This window comes from Synechococcus sp. A10-1-5-1, assembly GCF_023115425.1.
Classification (GTDB): domain Bacteria; phylum Cyanobacteriota; class Cyanobacteriia; order PCC-6307; family Cyanobiaceae; genus Vulcanococcus.
This window is the reverse complement of record NZ_CP096032.1, coordinates 802681-819390: the sequence shown is the minus strand read 5'-3', so window position 1 is coordinate 819390 and position 16710 is coordinate 802681. Positions and strand designations below refer to the sequence as shown.

The following is a 16710-nucleotide window of genomic DNA, read 5'->3' as shown; positions in this document are numbered from 1 at the left end:
AGCGCCCGTGGCTGTGACCTTTTTTGAGTTGCTCTGGAAGGGAGAAAACTGCGGTGATGCCGGTGATCTAGAGGAGGCGCTGGTCAATTTCCAAGAGTTCAGGCCGAAGCATCTGAGCTGGCAGGAGGTGTGCGCTGATCCCGCGATCAACCCCACCATTTGTCGCTATCGCTCCTTTGAGGCCTTCCTCGACAACGAAGACGCCCTGGAGACGATTCATCCCACGGCAGACATGCTCGAGCGGTTCCGTCCACAGGAGGAGCCCGAACCGCCTGAAGGCGAGACCTAAATGGCACCGAGGCGTTGATGGACCCTTTTCTTCCTCAATCTGAGCAGGGCGCTCCGGGCTGGGGCCCGGAGGTGATCGTGATCCATCCGCCCAGTTTTGATGCCGTTCAAGAGGCGATTACAGCCTTGCGGGATCAGGCCACGGTGGTGGTCAACTTAAGCACCTTGCCCGAAAACCAATTGCAGCGTGCCGTTGATTTTTTGGCGGGAGCAGCCGTGGCCCTGGATGCCCAGCAGGTTCGACTTGGCGAGCGGGTCTTTCTCTATGCCCCCCACTACGTCCAGTTGAACCGGGCTTGACCCGAGTCCGCTCGCCGGCAGACAGTGAGTTGATGCAGGTGTTCGACCTCGATCTCTCTGGCTTTGAGCCGGTCAATCATCTTTGGCCCCGGTTGGTGGAGCGACTTGGCAGCGACAGTTCCGCCCGTGCTGTCCGCCAGGCGTTGGATCTGTTTGGGATGCGCGGCTCCCCAGGCTTGATGCCAGCGCTGCTGGTGGAAACCTGCGGTGTGGCCTTGGTGGATCGCCAACAATTGCGCCGGGTGACGGGCCTGCCTGTGGCTGTCGATGGGGATCAACTGGTGCTGATTAGTCGACGTGCCAACGAGCTGCAGCTGCTCCAGTGGAGCGCTTGAGCCTCAGAAGCTGCAGGTGGGCTTGAGTCCCGGCACGGTGAATTCCATGAACCAGAGGTACTCGCGGCTGCGCCAGCCGAGATCAAAGGGTTCTGTGCTTTTCCACTCCTCTGGGGTGAGGTTGTAGGCCGCCTCGAGAAATCCAGGGACCAGCGCTTCGACGGCCTCTTGGCCCTCTTCACCCTCCTCAAACAGGCGATCGGTGTAGATCACGGCGAAGATCTCGTGCTCTTCATCGCAGATCACGACCTCAAAGCCGCTGCCGCCGTAGCTGGGGAGGGTGTTTAGCTCGAAGTATTCGTCGCGCTCGAGGGGATCCTCGGGGGCCTGCTCGAGCAGGGCGGCCAGCGCCTGTTTGAACGGATCGAGTGCCATGGCCCGGCTAGTACTAGGGCCAGTGTGGCCAGGGTCGAGCGTTCGTGCCTCCGTTGTTCGATCCCGCTTGGCTGGTGCATGCCGACCCGGCGCTGCTGGTGCTGGAGAAGCCCAGCGGTCTGTTGTCTCAGCCTGGCCTCGGCCCCGGCTTGTCCGACTCCTTCATCACGGCGGTGCAGTCCCAGTGGCCTGAAGCACGCCTGGTTCATCGCCTCGATCGAGACACCTCCGGCCTGATGGTGGTGGCCCGATCGGCCGTGGTCCATCGGCACTTGAGCGTGGCCTTTGCCGATCGCCTGGTGGAGAAGCGCTATGTGGCCGATGTCTCTGGCGTGCCAGCCCATCAGGAGGGGTGGATCGATCATCCCATTGCCAAACGGCAACACAGGCCGCCGCTCTACGGCATCGATCCTTCTGGAAAACCCTGCCGGACGGGATGGCAGCTGTTGGATCAGCATCCGGGCTGCAGTCGACTGGCGTTGCAGCCGCTGACGGGACGCTCCCATCAGCTTCGCGTGCACCTTCAGGCTTTAGGGCATCCGATCCTTGGTGATCCCCTCTATGGCGTCATGCCGGCGCCGCGGTTGCATTTGCACGCCTGCAGCCTGGGGTTCAGTCATCCCGGCGATGGCCGCTGGATGGCCTTCGAATCCTCGGTTCCGTTTGCTTTGCCCTAGCGGTTGCGAGGCGGGAGACCCGTTCCGAAGCGCAGCAGCTGGCGCCATCTCCGAATGCGCCAGGCCCCTAGGGCGAGGGCGATGCCCACCCCCAGCGCGATGCTCCCCGCGAAGCCAGGACCACTCCAGGCCGCGGTTAGCCCGGCAGCCGCCACCAGGATCCAGCAGATCGGTTGCAGGCGTCTCAGCCGTTGATCGGCGCCGGAGCAACTGCGGCAATGGCGGGTGTGCGCCTCAAATCGCTCCATCAGGGCCTGGCGGTTTTGCCGCGCTGGTAGCGGTTGGCCAGGGAACGGCTCACCGCCGTAGCGATTCACCCAGTCGTGGAGGGCCCTGACATAGAGATCGGCCTGGGTGGGCAGGTGGTATTGCCGCAGAGCGTCATGCCTGCCGCCCCGCTGCTCGATCACCCGTTCCTGCCAATGCAAGAACAGTTGGTCGTCCTCCAGCACCGTGTGGTTGCCGATGTGCTGGAGCCATTGGGGGCGCAGGCGCAGGAGGCGTCCTGGCCAGGGGGAGCTGAATTGAAAGGGGAAGCGGGCGATCAAGCGGCACTCCCCAGCTCGAGTGGGCACGGCATAGACGACCGTCAGGATGCGGGCAAAGCCTTTGGCCGTGAGGTCATGCCACATCAGGCCTGGGGCCAAGAAGCGGGTGTGCTGGCTTCCGAGCTTTCCCCGCCTGGGGCCCTCCTCCCAGAGGCCGCTAAAGCCATCGCGATCGAATCCCGTCAAGGCGAGGTTGACTGGGGCAGCGTTCTCCCTGCGGCCCACGGTGGCGTGGTGCGTGAAGGGGACATGGCTGGCATCCAGCACGTTCTCCAGCAGGGTGAGGGCATCCATGGGCAGGTCCCGGAAGGTGTCCTGCACGACCCAGCCCGGCTCATCCAGAACCGGGACCAGTGGTAGGGGCTGCTCGCTCGCCTCGGCGCTGGGTCCGCTGAAGACGAACAGCAATCCCTGGGCGGAGGCCGTCGCGTAGGCGCGGCAGCTGCTGCGTCCACTGACGCTGCTGCCGGAGTCAGTCTGGGGCTGTGCTGTGCAACGGCCTGAGCCATCAAAACTCCACCCGTGATACGGACACTCCAGCTCTCCGGAGGCATTGAGGCGTCCGTCTGAGAGGGGAACGAGCCGGTGGGGGCAGACATCGGCAAAGGCCCGCCACTCGCCTGCCTGGCGGTCGAACCACAGCACCAGGTCTTGACCCACCAGGGTGAAGGGGTTGGGCTGGTCCCGGTTGAGGTCGCGCAGAAACGCCACCGGGAACCAGGCGTTGTGCCAGCGGTTGGAGGTCATCAGGCGCTGAAACTCTTGCGGGCGGGAATCGGATAGGGGATGCGGCGATGGCGCATCCGCCGCCACACCCGTACAAAGGCGCGGACCAACAGTTCCAACTCTGCAGGGGTCAGCCCGCTGCCTGTGAGCTGGCCATCACGCCAGCGGGCTTCGATGATGCTGCGCACGACATCGCGGGCTTGGGCTTCGCTGGTGTCGGGCGGGAGCGAGCGCAGGGCGGCTTCGCAGCCATCGGCCATCATCAAGACAGCCGTTTCTCGGCTTCGTGGGGTTGGGCCGCGGTAGCGGAAGTCCTCCTCACGGGTGTTGGGGTCGCGCCGGCGGGCCTCATGCAGGAAGTAGCCCATCTTCAAGGTGCCCTGGTGCTCCGGGATGAAGTCCGCCAGGGGTTTCGGCAGCCGGTAGCGCTTGGCGAGCTTGAGGCCTTCATCGACGTGGGCCTGCAGGATCCCAGCACTCAGTTGGGGGTCATCGAGTTGATCGTGGGGGTTGTCACCCCCCTCCTGGTTTTCGATGAACCACTGGGGGCCGTGGAGCTTGCCCACGTCGTGATACAGCGCCCCAGTGCGGGTTAAGTCGATATCGGCGCCGATCGAGCGGGCCCCCTCTTCGGCCAGGCCGCAGATCATCAGGGTGTGCTCGAAGGTGCCTGGGGCTTCGCAGGACAGCCGACGCAGCAGAGGCCGCTCGAGATCGGCCAATTCCATCAGGCGGCTGCGGGTGAGCAGATCAAAAAAGCTCTCGACCATCGGGCCGATCAGGATGACCCCCAGCAGCAGCCCCCCCAGGACGAGGGCTTCACCGGTGAGGTCCGAGCCGATTGGCAGGCCCCCCTCGCGAACGCCCCGGAAGAGCTCCAGCTGCAACAGCAGCCATTCCGCCAGTAGCGCCCCGAGGGGCACCAGCAGCGCGAGTTGCAGAAGCTGAGCGCGGTTGCGTTGGCGATCCGCCAGGACGGCGGTGATCGCGGCCACGGCCGCTGCGATCAAGATCCGTTGGTCAAAGAATGGAGACAGGGGGAGCGGCCAGAGCAGGCTGGCCATCGCCAGCCAGGCCAGTCCGGCGGTAGTCCCCAGTCCCTGGGCCAGCAGCAGCGTGGGTGGAACCAACAGCGCCAGGGGGCTGGCGGCAGCGCCGAGCCAGAGCTTGAGGCCTTGGACCAGAGCCAGCAGGCCTAGGGCAAGCAGGGCCTGACGGGGCTCCAGGCTGACCCGGCGGTTGCGGATCAGCAGCACCATCACGCTGGAGGCGGCCAAGGCTTCTGCGAAGTGAAGCAACCAGGCGCCAATCAGGGGTCGACGGTTCACCAGCCCGAAGTAATCGAGCACCGCATAGCCCTGTTGGCTGATCGGCTCTCCCTGCCGGGCGATCAGGTCCCCTTTGCTCACTTGGATCGTGGGGATCCCCTGCTGGGTCAGGAGATCCTCCAACATCCGTTGGCTCAGGGCCGCATCAATGCGGAGGTTGGTGCGCCCTTGCAGCGAATTGGCCATGAGGCGTGCCCCCAGGCCTAGCTCCGGCTCGGGCATGCCCTCCAGTTGATGGCGGGCTGCTTTCACCAGCTGCTGGCGTGCCACGTTGCCCACCACCCCTTGGCGCAACATCCGGGATTGGGCTTGGCGCAGCTTCTCTTCCCAGCGCAGCAGCTGACGACGACTCGAACGCTTCAGCCAAGCGCGCTCCGCCGGGAGGATATCGATGGGAGCCAACTGCTCCTGGTCACTCTGAGCCAGGCGGCTGATGGCCTCGAGTTGGCGATCCAACCGAGCCTGGAGCTCCCGGCTTTGCCGCTCATCCACCACCTGGACGTAGGTCCGTAGTCCCAGCTGGGAGCGGCGTTGCTCCAGGGCCTCGGAGTCGACCACCGTGGCCGCTTTTGGCGCCTTGGCCGTGAACGGTGCGGGGATTCCCGGCCGCAGGCTCGGCTCCACCAACCAGGGCCAACTGGAGACCAGCGCCACCACGAGGGCCATCAGAACAACCCCCGCGCTGGCGCCACGCTTCCAAGGGGTGAGGACCTGACGCGGCATCTCCAGCCGCAACAGTTGCTTCCAGAGCCGCTGGAGCCGTTGCCAGAGCTGGTGCACGGTGCTCAGGCGAGTCACGGCGAGGGCATGACAGATCCCCACGCTAGCCCTGCCGTTGCATGCTGAGAGGAGATTGCCTGCCCCTCGCCATGGCTCAGCGTCTCGACGGTCGTCAGTTGGCTGCTGCGTTGGAGGAGCGCCTTGAGCGGGTGGTCACCGAGCGCATCGCCCAGGCGGGCCGTCCCCCGGGCTTGGCGGTGCTTCGGGTGGGGGATGACCCGGCGAGCGGTGTCTATGTCGCCAATAAAGAGAAGGCCTGCAGCCGCATTGGTATCACCAACCTGGGCGCCCATCTGCCCGCAGGCACCCCCGCAGCGGAGGTGTTGAGCACCATCCAACGCCTCAATGCCGATCCCGCCGTCGATGGAATCCTGCTGCAGCTCCCCCTCCCGGAGGGGTTGGATGAACGGCCGCTGTTGGCTGCGATCGATCCAGAGAAGGATGCCGATGGGCTGCACACCATGAACCTGGGGCGACTGCTTAAAGGGGAACCCGGACCCCGCAGCTGCACCCCTGCTGGCGTCATGGCTCTGTTGGCGGCCACTGGTGTGGAGCTGGCCGGCAAGCGGGCCGTGGTGGTGGGCCGCAGCATCCTGGTGGGCCAGCCCATGGCCCTGATGCTGCAGGCCGCCAACGCCACGGTGAGCATTGGCCATTCCCGCACCCAGGACTTGGCGGAACTCACGCGCCAGGCCGATGTCTTGGTGGTGGCTGCGGGTCGTCCTCGGATGATTGGCGCGGAACACGTCAAACCCGGTGCCGTCGTCGTTGATGTCGGCATTCACCGCTTGCCCAGTGAGCCGGGTGCGAAGGCCAAGTTGTGTGGCGATGTGCGCTTTGAAGAGGTGGAGCCGATCGCCAGCGCCATCAGTCCGGTGCCCGGCGGCGTCGGTCCGATGACCGTGACCCTGTTGCTGGTCAACACCGTCGCGAGCTGGTGTCAACGCTGCGGTTTGGATCAGCCCTTGGCTGATTTGCTCCCATAGCGGGGCGCGGCCTGAGAGAATCCGCCCGAGCGATGGCCCTGGGCCCTGATCTCCCATGAGCGCGGCGGTGACGACGACTGACAGCACCTCCACGGGGGAGCCTGGCCACTTTGATTTCGCCTCCTACCTGGAGAGATCCCGGAAGCAGGTGGAACAAGCCCTCGATGGTTCCCTAGGACCTGAGCGGCCCGAGAGCCTCCGGGAAGCCATGCGTTATTCACTCCTGGCCGGGGGGAAGCGCCTCCGTCCGATCCTCTGCCTGGCGGCCTGTGAGCTTGCCGGCGGTGATACGGCCTTGGCGATGCCGACAGCGGTGGCCCTGGAGATGATCCACACCATGTCGCTGATCCATGACGACCTGCCGGCCATGGACAACGACGACCTGCGACGCGGGCGGCCCACAAACCACAAGGTCTATGGCGAGGCCAACGCCATCCTTGCCGGTGATGCCCTGCTGACTCGGGCCTTCGAGATGGTGGCTCTGCGCAGCCCTGGCGTGCCCGCTGAGCAGTTGCTCAAGGTGGTTGGAGAGCTGTCGTTGGCCTCCGGTGCCCCGGGACTGGTGGGCGGCCAGGTGGTGGATCTGGAATGCGAAGGCAAGGACGTTGACCTTGAGACCCTTGAGTACATCCATCTGCACAAAACCGGAGCGCTGCTGCGCTCCTGCGTGCTGACCGGTGCCTTGATTGCCGGCGCCTCCGACGAACTCCTGGCGGCCCTGACCACCTATGCCCGCGGGATCGGCCTGGCCTTCCAAATCATTGATGACATCCTTGATGTCACCGCCAGCAGTGAGGTGCTGGGTAAGACCGCTGGCAAAGACCTGACTGCAGATAAGACCACGTATCCAAAACTTCTGGGCCTGGAGGAGTCGCGCCAGCGGGCTGATGCGTTGGTGGCGGAAGCCAAGCAAGCGCTGGAGCCGTTCAATCGCAACGGATCGGCTGCCCCCTTGCTGGCCCTGGCGGACTACATCACCAGCCGGGATCGATGAGCGCTCCCTTGGTGGCTCTGTTGGATAACGGGGCCCTCTGGTGGGGACTGGCGGCCTGCGGCACAGCCCAGTTCTCCAAATTATTGATTGAGCTGGTGGTCCATCGCCGCTGGAACCCCAAGGTGTTGGTGGAGACCGGGGGAATGCCCTCGAGCCATTCAGCGTTGCTCACCGGTACAGCCGCTGGGCTGGGCTGGCAGCAGGGGTTTGATTCCGGACTGTTCGCCCTGGCGGCAACGATGTGCTTCGTGGTCCTCTACGACGCGTCCCATGTCCGCTACTCCGCGGGCTTAACCGCAGCTCGGGTGAATGCCTTGAGTGATTCCACTGAGGCGCTGCCCCCGTTGAAGGAAAAGCTTGGTCACACCCCCTTGGAGGTGCTGATCGGCAGCCTGATGGGCCCCCTGGTCTCCCTGCCTGGGCTGGTGCTGGTGGGCTCTCCCTTAACGCTGGCCCACCACTGGGGCTTAATGGCGATTGGCTGAGGGATCAGGCCAGGGGCTGACCAGAGGCCAGACCGCGGCGGCCGAGGCCTTTGAGCGTTGGCTCAAGGCTCCTTACGACGGCACTCCGTTTGTCCTCAGTGGCTTTGCCGGAACGGGGAAGACCTTCCTCTCCTGTCACCTGCTCGCTTTGGTGGAGCAGAGGGACTGGTGCTGGACCGTGGTGGCGCCGACCCACAAAGCGGTCGGCGTCTTGCGTCAGCAGCTCTCCTGGGCCGACCTTCAGCCCACTTGGTATCCGAGCACGATCCATCGCTTGCTGCGGCTGAAGCTCAAACGCCAAGGGGATCTGGAGCGTTGCGAGGAAACCGAGCAGACCGCTGGATCCCTCGAGAACCTCTCCTTGGTGCTGATCGATGAGGCGTCGATGGTCGATAGCGCGCTGCTTGAGATTGCCCTGCGCTGCGCCCACCCCTTCAAGACCCGTTTGGTGTTTGTTGGGGATCCAGCCCAGCTCCCCCCCGTGGGGGAACCAGAGAGCCCCGTGTTTTCGATGGGCCGCTCCGTCCAGGCCAGCTTGAGCGAGGTGGTGCGCCATCAAGGACCGGTCTTGCAGCTCGCCACTGGATTGCGCAGCGGTGATCTTCCTTGCCGTCAGCCGCCAGCCCTAGGCCTGGTTCGAGATCTCCAGGGTCAAGTGGCGGTTTTGCCCCGTTCCCAGTGGCTGGAGGCAGCCCAGGTCGCTCTCAAGCGGGGGGCGGAGCTCGATAACCCTGATCACGCCAGGATCCTCTGCTACACCAACCGCGCCCTCGAGCAGTTGGTCCCGCTGGCACGGCGTGCCATCCATGGCGAGATGGCCGATCAACTTCCCGTGCTCCCTGGTGAGGTGTTGATGACCCGCTCGGCGGTGATGGCACCGGCCTGCCGGGCTGGGGAAGAGGCCGCGGAGGAGCCCGACATGCTGCTGGGCTCCAACCGCGAATTGGTGGTCCGCGATGTCACTCCTGAGCGTTGCGATCTGGCGGACTTTGGGGTCGGCGTCGGCGATGGTTTAACCCCAGCCGTCATCGACACCCTCAATGCCGAGGTGGAGGCCGGTGAAACCAGGCTGACCCTGCGCCTGCTGCCGCCAGTGGGTAGCGCGGGCCGTCAAATCCTTGATGGCGTGCTCCGCTCCCTGCGCCTCCAGGCCCGGGAGGCAGGAAAGCAGCAGGGCCGCAGCCTCTGGCGTCGCTACTTCCTCGTGCGCGATGCCTTTGCGTCCCTGGGGCCCGCTGCGGTGCTGACGGTGCACCGCAGCCAGGGCAGCACCTTTGGGGAGGTCTTTGTCGCCGGTGACGTCTTCTGGCCCAGTGATGACACCCTGCGGCGCCAGTTGGTTTACGTGGCGGTCAGTCGCGCCTCCCAGGCGGTTTGGCTGAGTGCCGACAACCGTCTGGGGAGCACCGGAGCGGCCCAGGATCGCGAGCGCTGGAGCCGTTGGCTGAAGCCCGCTAGCTGAGCTGCAGTCCTTCGATACCCTGCCAGCCGAGGTATCCCGCCAGAACCAAACTCAGTCCGCCCACCAGCAGATCCCCTTTGTTGAACAGCAGGGTCTTGACCCGCTCCAGCAGGGGGAGCACCTGCTCGCGGCCAATCAGCACCGCCAGGAATGGCAGCAGCAGTGCGGTGCTGCAGGCCAGGGTGAAGGCGCCGGTGTACAGCGTCTCTTGCAAGCGGGTTAGGCCTGAGGCCAACAGGGCCGAGGCGGTCTTGGCAAAGAGGAAGAGGTCGTCGGGGCTAATCACCTCTAGAGCGGAGCTCACCCCCAGCAGCAGGGGCAAGGGCATGGCGCAGAAGCGATCGAGCTGCCGGGTCCAGCCGGGGGCCTCAGAACCCTCCTCCTTGCTCTCCAGTAACTCCTTGAGACCGAGGGCCAATAAGGCCCCTGCTGCAAGTAAATCCAGGCCTGTTCTATGGCTGGTGCCTTTCTCCATCGTGAGCAGGAGGCCATGACCCACGGTCAGCATGAGCACCACGAGGGCGGTCACGGTGAGCATCCAGCCCAGCACCAAAAGCCCCCCGCGCCGCAGCGGGTTGGGTCCCAGCAGCAGCAGGAGCAGCAGGCCGATATGGAGAGGGCTGAGGGCGATCCCACTGCCATAGGCCAGTAATTCGGCCCAGAGGGTCCCGTTGGTCATCGGCCGGCGCTAGCGGCGAATTTCGAACCAGTCTTCCTTGAGTGGAGTGAGTTGGCTTTGGCTCACGCTCAGCACCTCGGCACCCCTGGGTCCCCGCTCGCACCAGAGGCGTAACTCGGTGAGTTGATAGGGCTGACCCTCGGCTTGCACCTCCACCGACCCATCGGGGCAATTCCTCACCCATCCGCTGAGGTCGAGGTCCTTGGCCTTGCGGCTACAGCTCTCACGGAAGCCGACGCCCTGGACGCGTCCGCGGACCTGCAGCTGCCAGCGCTCGATGCGCAGTGCGCTCTGGCTGGGGTGACGTTGTTCCTGGCGCACCCACTGCCGCACTTTCGCGGTGCGGTTCCCTCGGTTGAGGGGCCGCGTATCGGCGATCAGCCAGCCCGGTGGACCTGACCGACGGCTTGAGCTGTCCTCCTGATTCATCCACCCCCATGCGAAGGCTTGATGTCTTCAAGGTGGCACGGGTTTGGGCTTTCGGCTACAGCGGTCTTCAGGCCAGCAGCACCGGAGCATTCCAGTGGATCAGGGCTCGCTTTTGCCTTTCGTACCCCAGGACGCAGAAGCTGCCTGTCCCAAGGACCAGCTGGGCTCCTCCGGCGGGGCCTTGGCCCAGCCAGCAGCCTGCAAGGCTGCGCAGGATGTGGCCATGGGCGAAGAGCGCCACATTGCAGCTCTCTGCTTGGGCGCTGCTGGCGTACTGGCTGGCGCGTTCAATCACCCGTTCGCAGCGCTGCTGCACCTGATCGCTGCTCTCGCCACCGGGACAGGGGTGGCTGAAGACAGTCCATCCGGGGACATGGACTCGGATTTCGGGGGTGGTCAGCCCTTCATAGTCGCCGTAATCCCATTCCTTTAGATCCGGTTCGATCTGCGCCTGATGGCTCAGCCCGGCTAGCTCGCAGGTGCGTCTGGCCCGTTGCAGCGGGCTGCTCAACACAGCGGCAAAGGTCTGCTTGGCCAGGATCGGTGCGAGTGCGCGTGCTTCCGTTTCGCCTTGGGGCAACAGGGGCAGATCGGTGCTGCCGGTATGGCGTCCATTGATAGCCCATTCGGTGGCGCCGTGGCGCAGCAGCCAAAGGTGCAGAGAGGCCATCGTTAATCAGCGACCAGGGGTGAGGCTCGGCGGGCGGCGGCGGCAAAGCGCTCTGGGATCGCCGGGCAGCCGCCCCAATGCAGGTGTAGCCAGCTGGCATGGAGCTGGCCATCACCCCAGCCTTCGCTGCGCGACGGACTGCCCCAGCCCTCCAGATCCCAGAGGCTGGTCTCCCTTGGGTTGTCACGATCGAGTTGCCAACGGTGAAACTCGTGGCCCCAGAGCGTCTCGCCCTGGCGAACCACCAAGCCATCGCAACGGGGGGAGGCTTGGCGATAGCCCAGGCTCAGGCTTCCTCGCCGGGCTTGAAAGGGCAGTAGCCCCGCCATCCTGTGCTGGACGCCCTGTTGATCCTCCAGGTCGCTACCGAGCAGCAACAAGCCACCGCATTCGGCGTAGATCGGGAGACCTGCATCCCGTGCCTGCTGCAGGGCCGCGAGGCTCCGGCTGCTGCTGCTCAGGGTTTTCGCATGCAGTTCTGGATAGCCCCCGGGGAGGATGACGCCATGGCAATCCGGTGGTAGAGGTTCATCGGCTAACGGCGACCAGGTCTCGACGACCAATCCGTTCTGCTCCAGCAGCTCGATCGCCTCGGGGTAGCGGAAGTGAAAGGCGGCGTCGCTGGCCAGAGCAACCTTGACGGGGGTGCCTGCTCGAGCCGGTGTTGCTGGTGTTGGATCGCCTGGGGCAGGCGCGTTCAGTAGCGGCCAGAGCCGTTCGAGATCGAGATGGTTTTGGGCCAGCTCCGCCCAGGCCTCCAGGCGCTTCTGGACATCCTCGAGTTCATGGGCCGGCAGGAGCCCCAGGTGCCTGGAGGGCAGCTCCAGGCTGGTGTGCCTTGGCAGGGCCCCGAGAACTGGCATGGCAATCGAGGCCAGGGCCTCCCGCAGCAACGCCTCGTGGCGGGGACTCCCCACCCCGTTGAGGACCACCCCAGCGATGGTCAAGCTCGGGTCGTGGTCCCGGAAGCCCCGCACCAAAGCGGCCAAGGATCCTGCTTGCCTGCTGGCCTCCACCACCAGCACAACGGGCAGTTGCAGCATTGAGGCCACGTGGGCCGAGCTGCCCTCGCTTGAGGGCCCCTTGCCATCGAAGAGCCCCATCACCCCCTCGACGAGGCAGAGGTCGCTTTGACTGCCATGACGCTGGAAGGTTTGCTGCAGCCAGGGGCCTCCACAGAGCAAGGCGTCGAGGTTCCGGCACGCCCGGCCACTGGCCAGGGACAACAGTTGGGGGTCCAGGTAGTCCGGCCCCACCTTGAAGGTCTGCAGGCTGAGGCCGCGGCGGCGCGCCAGGGCGGCGAGGGCGAGGCTCACCAGGGTCTTGCCGCTGCCGCTGGCAGGAGCGGCAATCAGGCAGGGCATGGGGCTTCCTAACTGGGCAGCAGCTTGGCAGCTAGGGCGACGGCCGCAGCCATCAGCGGGTTGGTGCTGTCATGGCCCCCCCCCAGCAAGCGCGCCATTTCCATCTCCTCGCTTTCATTGGGCAGAGGAACGACATCCTCGGCCAGTTCCATCGAGGCGACACCACCGGCCTCAAGGCGCATGCAGCCTCCCGATTCCGAGCAGAGGATCACGCAGAGGGGCGAGCGATTGGGCGGGGCACAGATCAACCGCAGGCCGACCAGGGCCCCGGGATGGACCTTGCTCACCCCGACGGGGACCGGCATCAACCGGAATTGAACGCTTTGACCATCGGAGCGCTGGAATTCAGCACCGATTCCACGCTCTTCTGGGCCTGTGCCCTCAACCCAGAAGCTGCTGACGAGATGCCATCCGAGTCGATCGGCAATCCAGGCGGCCAGCAGGAGGCCTTTCACTGGATGCTGGCCTTCGACATCAATGTCGAGTTGAACCACTTGGTCGAGGGCTTTTTGGCGGCTCGGGGGGTCGAAGACCATCGCCAACGACTCCCTCCAGGTCCGCAGCCGTAACCAGTTCAGGTCATTGACTGCTTGTCCCAGGGCAATGCGCTGGGCGAGCAGATCAATGCAGCGTCTGGGCTCGCCGATGGAGCTGTCCACCACCAAACGGCGTGGCACCGTCGCGAGGCCCTCCAGCAGCTCAGGCGATTCATCCATGCTCCCGTTCCACCAGACCCAGCAGGGCAGGTCGGAGGGGATGAGCTCCTGGAGCATCGACAGGCCTTGGGACATGGCGCCCATGCCCCCGCGCAGGACCACAACATCACCGCAGGCATCGTTGTTCGTGCCGCGCTCTTCTGCCAGAGGGCAATACGCCGCCACCATGGATTGCAACTGTTGATCCTCGGCCAAGGTGGGGGCCAGGGTGATCAGGCGTCTGGGTTGGTGGGCGCTGATGGCGCGGTCGACGAATTGCCCACGCAGATCCTCAAAGCGGTGCGCACCGGGCTGTTGTCCCAGGGCCCAGGCCAACTGGGGAGCAGTCGGTGCCGTGCCAGTGGGAAGACCCAGCTCACTGCTGGCCCGCCGGGCGGCCTCGAGCAGCTCATCATTGAGGAGTCCGCTCAGGGGGCCGTCCGCACGGCCGGTGCGAATCAGTTGCTGCTGCAGCCAGGAGGGCTCCCAAACCACCAGGGTGAAGGTGGAGGCACCGTTGGAGTCCTGGAGGTGGTCACTCCAGAGCCGGTTGAGATAGGCCGGGACCTCCTGGGGAGACATTTCGATCGGGGCCTGGAGGGTGAGTTGGGGAGCCATGGGGATCGCTGAAGAACAGAACGTCGAAGAGCGCTGGGATTACGGGCGTCGCCACATCAGTCCGTCCTCGGCCAGCAGTGAATCGGAGGCGGCAGGGCCCCAGGTCCGGGCTTCATAGGGATAGACCGGAAGGCGGGCTGGGGCGTCCTCGATGAGTTCCAGCAGAGGGGTGTAGAGCCTCCAAGCTGCCTCCACCTCGTCGCTGCGGGTAAAGAGCGTTGGATCGCCGAGCATCGCGTCGGCGAGTAGGCGGACATAGCCCTCATCGGAGGGTTCACCAAAGCTTTCGTCGTAGCTGAAGTGCATGTCGACGGGCCGGCTGCGCATTCCCGATCCGGGCGCTTTGACGTCAAAGACAAAGCCAGCCCCTTCATCCGGTTGGATCCGCAGCACCAGTTGATTGGCGGTTGGGGTGCCTCCCGCCGCATCAAAGAGCTGAACCGGGGCCTTGCGGAAGGTCAGCACGACTTCGGAGAGTCGTTTCGGGAGACGTTTGCCTGTGCGGAGGTAGAAGGGCACCCCTTGCCAGCGCCAGTTGTCGATGAAGAGCTTCATCGCCACATAGGTCTCGGTGGTGCTCTCTGGGTTCACCCCCGGCTCCTGGCGGTAGCCGGCTAACGGGCTGGCGGGGCTGCCGCCGCGGCTGTACTGACCGCGCACGCAGCATTTCCAGGGTTCGTCCTCATTGGCAAGCCTGGCGGCTTGGAGCACCTTCGCCTTTTCGTTGCGGATGGCCTCCGGGTCGAAACGGCCCGGTGCCTCCATGGTGGTCAGGGCGAGCATCTGGGTGAGGTGGTTTTGAACCATGTCCCGAAGGGCCCCACTGGTTTCGTAGTAGCCGGCCCGCTCCTCGACGCCGACGGTTTCCGCCGCCGTGATCTGAACGCTGGAGATGTAGTTCCGGTTCCAGATCGGCTCGAAGATGGCGTTGGCAAAGCGCAAGACCAGGATGTTCTGAACGGTCTCTTTGCCCAGGTAGTGGTCGATGCGGAAGATCTGGGACTCTTGGCCGCAGCTTTGAACGACCCGGTTCAGACTTTGTGCACTGCTGTAGTCGGTCCCGAACGGTTTTTCGATCACCACCCGGCTGCGGCTGGGGTCCTGGAGCAGGCCAGCATTGGCGAGGGCCCGGCAACCACTGCCGTAGAAGGCTGGTGAAACCGAGAGATAGAAGGTGCGGTTGCCGCGGGTTGCCTTGAGCCGATCGAGGGTCTCCAGTCGTGACCCCAACTTCACGACGTCCTCGTCCTTTTGCAGGTCGACTGGCTCGTAGAACAGGCAACCGCTGAATTGTTCCCAGGCGCTTTGGTGTTGCTGGATCTCGCTGGCCATCGCCTCGGCCATGCGCGCTCGAAAGTCCTCATCACTCCAGGGCCGTCGCGCGCAGCCGAGGATCGCGAATTCACTCGGCAGTCGACGTTGCCTGAAGAGCTCGAACAGTGCTGGGATCAATTTGCGATGGGTGAGGTCACCGCTCGCGCCGAAGATCACCAGGCACTGGGGTGAGATGACGCGCTCTTGTCGAAGGCCTACCCGCAGAGGGTTTGTTTGTTGGGCCGGCATGGGCAATGCGCGCGTGCCCATGGTTTAACGGCGGTTCTTGGGCTACGCATCGAGAAGTCACAAAAAAAGCCCGCCGAGGCGGGCTTTTGAGCAAAGGCTGACCTGAGGTTTTGGCTCAGTAGGTCTCGACGTGCCAGCGCTCGGCTTTCTTGAGCTTGGGACGCAGTTCGGACCAGTCCAGGCCCTTGGCGGCCGCAGCGGTGGTCATCGCTTCGTCGATACCGGGTTCCATGCCACGCAGACCACACATGTAGACGTGGGTCTTGGGGTCTTCGATCATGGCGAAGATCTCATCAGCGTTCTCGCTGACGCGGTCTTGGATGTACATCCGGCCGCCGTTGGCGTTCTGTTGCTCGCGGCTGATCGCCTTGGTGTAGCGGAAGTTCTCGGGGAACTCACGCTCGTAGCGGTTGAAATCGTCGTCGTAGAGCAGGTTGGCGGTGGTGGGAGCACCCATGAACAGCCAGGCCTTGCCGCGGAAGTTCCAACCGTTCTTCTCTCGCTCATTGGCTTCGAACATGCGCCGCAGGTAGGTGCGCATCGGTGCGATGCCAGTGCCGGTGGCCAACATGATGATGTTGGCGTCCTCGTCTTCCGGCAGAAGCATTTCCTTGCCCACCGGTCCGGTGATCTTCACCTTGGAGCCCGGTTCGATGTCGCAGAGGAAGGTGGAGCAGACACCGTTGATGGTTTCGCCGTCCTTCTCGTACTGCAGCTGGCGCACGCAGAGGGAGACGGTGTCATCAGCCAGGTTGTCGCCGTGGCGAGTACTGGCGATGGAATAGAGGCGCAGCTTGTGGGGCTTGCCGTTGGCATCTTCACCATCGGGAATGATGCCGATGGACTGGCCTTCGACGTAGTGCAGCTGTGGATCGCCACCCTTGAGGTCGAAGGTGATGTGGTTCACCCGACCGATGGCACCTTCACCCAGCAGGCTGTAGTTCTCGGTAACGGTTCCCAGGAAAGGGGTCTTGGGCTTGTAGAGATTGACCGGAACGGCAGCGTGTGTCACAGAAGCAGCTTTTTTAGCGGGGGCTTTTTTGGCCGCGGCGGCAGGGGCAGGCTTGGCCGCGGGCGTTGGGGCAGAGGCAACAGGGGCGTCGCCGGAGGGGGTGACCGAAACGATCGTTCCACCGATCTGACTGATGCATTGCATCAGTGCCTGCAGGCGAGAGAAGGGAACGTTGATGGTTCGATTGGTCCTGCGGGAGCGGGCACTGCCGAACCCCTGCAGGACCACCGTGAACATGCGTGAGTCGCTGAGGCTGGATGTAGCGGTCGAAACACGCATGGATCTCTTCTGCCCTGAGGACGCGCGCGATCATAGGTAATCCTCTGGTTTTCGAGCGGCCTCCGTTGCATTCCGGAGCGAGTTAGGTTGACGCTTCTTGAGCGTGAGCCACCCCCG

The 16710-nt window shown here is 64.5% G+C and carries 18 protein-coding genes; 8 read left to right on the top strand and 10 right to left on the bottom strand.

The features are described 5' to 3' along the window. Positions 1-7 precede the first annotated feature (7 nt). From MY494_RS04330 to MY494_RS04320, 3 genes are read left to right on the top strand one after another with little or no spacing between them, the layout of a single operon-like run. Positions 8-289, top strand: a complete 282-nt coding sequence (locus MY494_RS04330; protein WP_371820675.1) for a hypothetical protein — start codon at positions 8-10, stop codon at positions 287-289. 17 nt (positions 290-306) lie between these two features. Beyond that, positions 307-588, top strand: a complete 282-nt coding sequence (locus tag MY494_RS04325) for a cell division protein SepF (protein ID WP_247911506.1) — start codon at positions 307-309, stop codon at positions 586-588. Between the two features lie 32 nt (positions 589-620). After that, positions 621-923, top strand: a complete 303-nt coding sequence (locus MY494_RS04320) for a hypothetical protein (RefSeq protein ID WP_247911505.1) — start codon at positions 621-623, stop codon at positions 921-923. Positions 924-926: 3 nt separating this feature from the next. On the opposite strand, the gene MY494_RS04315 is transcribed toward MY494_RS04320, so the two are convergent. Then, positions 927-1298 (bottom strand): hypothetical protein, encoded by a 372-nt coding sequence (locus MY494_RS04315; RefSeq protein ID WP_247911504.1) that lies wholly within the window; start codon positions 1296-1298, stop codon positions 927-929. Between the two features lie 44 nt (positions 1299-1342). Between MY494_RS04315 and MY494_RS04310 the strand changes: the two genes are divergently transcribed. After that, complete coding sequence (locus MY494_RS04310) at positions 1343-1975, top strand: RluA family pseudouridine synthase (RefSeq protein ID WP_371820674.1); 633 nt, start codon at positions 1343-1345, stop codon at positions 1973-1975. On the opposite strand, the gene MY494_RS04305 is transcribed toward MY494_RS04310, so the two are convergent. Together MY494_RS04305 and MY494_RS04300 are read right to left on the bottom strand one after the other, a co-directional pair. Further along, positions 1972-3270: a Rieske 2Fe-2S domain-containing protein gene (locus MY494_RS04305; RefSeq protein ID WP_247911503.1), complete on the bottom strand. Its 1299-nt coding sequence runs from the start codon at positions 3268-3270 to the stop codon at positions 1972-1974. The two genes, MY494_RS04310 and MY494_RS04305, sit on opposite strands and share 4 nt — an antisense overlap. After that, positions 3270-5300, bottom strand: a complete 2031-nt coding sequence (locus tag MY494_RS04300) for an HDIG domain-containing metalloprotein (protein WP_247911949.1) — start codon at positions 5298-5300, stop codon at positions 3270-3272. The genes MY494_RS04305 and MY494_RS04300 overlap by 1 nt, the downstream gene beginning before the upstream one ends. Positions 5301-5446: 146 nt before the next feature. Between MY494_RS04300 and folD the strand changes: the two genes are divergently transcribed. The 4 genes from folD to MY494_RS04280 are packed head-to-tail and all read left to right on the top strand — an operon-like array spanning position 5447 to position 9284. Beyond that, complete coding sequence (folD, locus tag MY494_RS04295) at positions 5447-6343, top strand: bifunctional methylenetetrahydrofolate dehydrogenase/methenyltetrahydrofolate cyclohydrolase FolD (RefSeq protein ID WP_247911502.1); 897 nt, start codon at positions 5447-5449, stop codon at positions 6341-6343. 55 nt (positions 6344-6398) lie between these two features. Beyond that, positions 6399-7337: a geranylgeranyl diphosphate synthase CrtE gene (gene crtE / locus MY494_RS04290; protein WP_247911501.1), complete on the top strand. Its 939-nt coding sequence runs from the start codon at positions 6399-6401 to the stop codon at positions 7335-7337. Then, on the top strand, positions 7334-7822 hold the full coding sequence (locus MY494_RS04285; RefSeq protein WP_247911500.1) for a divergent PAP2 family protein: 489 nt from the start codon (positions 7334-7336) through the stop codon (positions 7820-7822). The genes crtE and MY494_RS04285 overlap by 4 nt, the downstream gene beginning before the upstream one ends. Beyond that, on the top strand, positions 7815-9284 hold the full coding sequence (locus MY494_RS04280) for an ATP-dependent RecD-like DNA helicase (RefSeq protein ID WP_247911499.1): 1470 nt from the start codon (positions 7815-7817) through the stop codon (positions 9282-9284). The genes MY494_RS04285 and MY494_RS04280 overlap by 8 nt, the downstream gene beginning before the upstream one ends. Here MY494_RS04280 and MY494_RS04275 read toward each other — a convergent pair. From MY494_RS04275 to MY494_RS04245, 7 genes are all read right to left on the bottom strand, one after another. Continuing rightward, positions 9277-9963, bottom strand: coding sequence for a GAP family protein (locus MY494_RS04275; RefSeq protein WP_247911498.1), 687 nt, complete (start codon positions 9961-9963; stop codon positions 9277-9279). The genes MY494_RS04280 and MY494_RS04275 overlap by 8 nt on opposite strands. A 9-nt stretch (positions 9964-9972) precedes the next feature. Continuing rightward, the gene (locus MY494_RS04270) at positions 9973-10392 is read right to left on the bottom strand and encodes an acylphosphatase (RefSeq protein ID WP_247911497.1); all 420 of its coding nucleotides are present in this window, start codon (positions 10390-10392) and stop codon (positions 9973-9975) included. A gap of 67 nt (positions 10393-10459) precedes the next feature. Beyond that, positions 10460-11062, bottom strand: coding sequence for a histidine phosphatase family protein (locus tag MY494_RS04265; RefSeq protein ID WP_247911496.1), 603 nt, complete (start codon positions 11060-11062; stop codon positions 10460-10462). A gap of 2 nt (positions 11063-11064) precedes the next feature. After that, on the bottom strand, positions 11065-12426 hold the full coding sequence (locus tag MY494_RS04260) for a cobyrinate a,c-diamide synthase (protein WP_247911495.1): 1362 nt from the start codon (positions 12424-12426) through the stop codon (positions 11065-11067). 8 nt (positions 12427-12434) lie between these two features. Next, entirely contained in the window at positions 12435-13739 is a 1305-nt protein-coding gene (locus MY494_RS04255; protein ID WP_247911494.1) for a glucose-6-phosphate dehydrogenase assembly protein OpcA, read from the bottom strand. A gap of 39 nt (positions 13740-13778) precedes the next feature. Continuing rightward, positions 13779-15302, bottom strand: coding sequence for a glucose-6-phosphate dehydrogenase (gene zwf / locus MY494_RS04250; RefSeq protein WP_247911948.1), 1524 nt, complete (start codon positions 15300-15302; stop codon positions 13779-13781). 115 nt (positions 15303-15417) lie between these two features. Next, positions 15418-16593, bottom strand: coding sequence for a phycobilisome linker polypeptide (locus MY494_RS04245; protein WP_247911493.1), 1176 nt, complete (start codon positions 16591-16593; stop codon positions 15418-15420). Between the last annotated feature and the right edge of the window lie 117 nt (positions 16594-16710).

Coding starts and splice junctions, on each gene's coding strand:
- MY494_RS04325 (WP_247911506.1), top strand. CDS start 307: ATGGACCCTTTTCTTCCTCAATCTGAGCAGGGCGCTCCGGGCTGGGGC.
- MY494_RS04320 (WP_247911505.1), top strand. CDS start 621: ATGCAGGTGTTCGACCTCGATCTCTCTGGCTTTGAGCCGGTCAATCAT.
- MY494_RS04315 (WP_247911504.1), bottom strand. CDS start 1,298: ATGGCACTCGATCCGTTCAAACAGGCGCTGGCCGCCCTGCTCGAGCAG.
- MY494_RS04305 (WP_247911503.1), bottom strand. CDS start 3,270: ATGACCTCCAACCGCTGGCACAACGCCTGGTTCCCGGTGGCGTTTCTG.
- MY494_RS04300 (WP_247911949.1), bottom strand. CDS start 5,300: ATGCCGCGTCAGGTCCTCACCCCTTGGAAGCGTGGCGCCAGCGCGGGG.
- folD (WP_247911502.1), top strand. CDS start 5,447: ATGGCTCAGCGTCTCGACGGTCGTCAGTTGGCTGCTGCGTTGGAGGAG.
- crtE (WP_247911501.1), top strand. CDS start 6,399: ATGAGCGCGGCGGTGACGACGACTGACAGCACCTCCACGGGGGAGCCT.
- MY494_RS04285 (WP_247911500.1), top strand. CDS start 7,334: ATGAGCGCTCCCTTGGTGGCTCTGTTGGATAACGGGGCCCTCTGGTGG.
- MY494_RS04275 (WP_247911498.1), bottom strand. CDS start 9,963: ATGACCAACGGGACCCTCTGGGCCGAATTACTGGCCTATGGCAGTGGG.
- MY494_RS04270 (WP_247911497.1), bottom strand. CDS start 10,392: ATGAATCAGGAGGACAGCTCAAGCCGTCGGTCAGGTCCACCGGGCTGG.
- MY494_RS04265 (WP_247911496.1), bottom strand. CDS start 11,062: ATGGCCTCTCTGCACCTTTGGCTGCTGCGCCACGGCGCCACCGAATGG.
- MY494_RS04260 (WP_247911495.1), bottom strand. CDS start 12,426: ATGCCCTGCCTGATTGCCGCTCCTGCCAGCGGCAGCGGCAAGACCCTG.
- MY494_RS04255 (WP_247911494.1), bottom strand. CDS start 13,739: ATGGCTCCCCAACTCACCCTCCAGGCCCCGATCGAAATGTCTCCCCAG.
- zwf (WP_247911948.1), bottom strand. CDS start 15,302: ATGCCGGCCCAACAAACAAACCCTCTGCGGGTAGGCCTTCGACAAGAG.
- MY494_RS04245 (WP_247911493.1), bottom strand. CDS start 16,593: ATGCGTGTTTCGACCGCTACATCCAGCCTCAGCGACTCACGCATGTTC.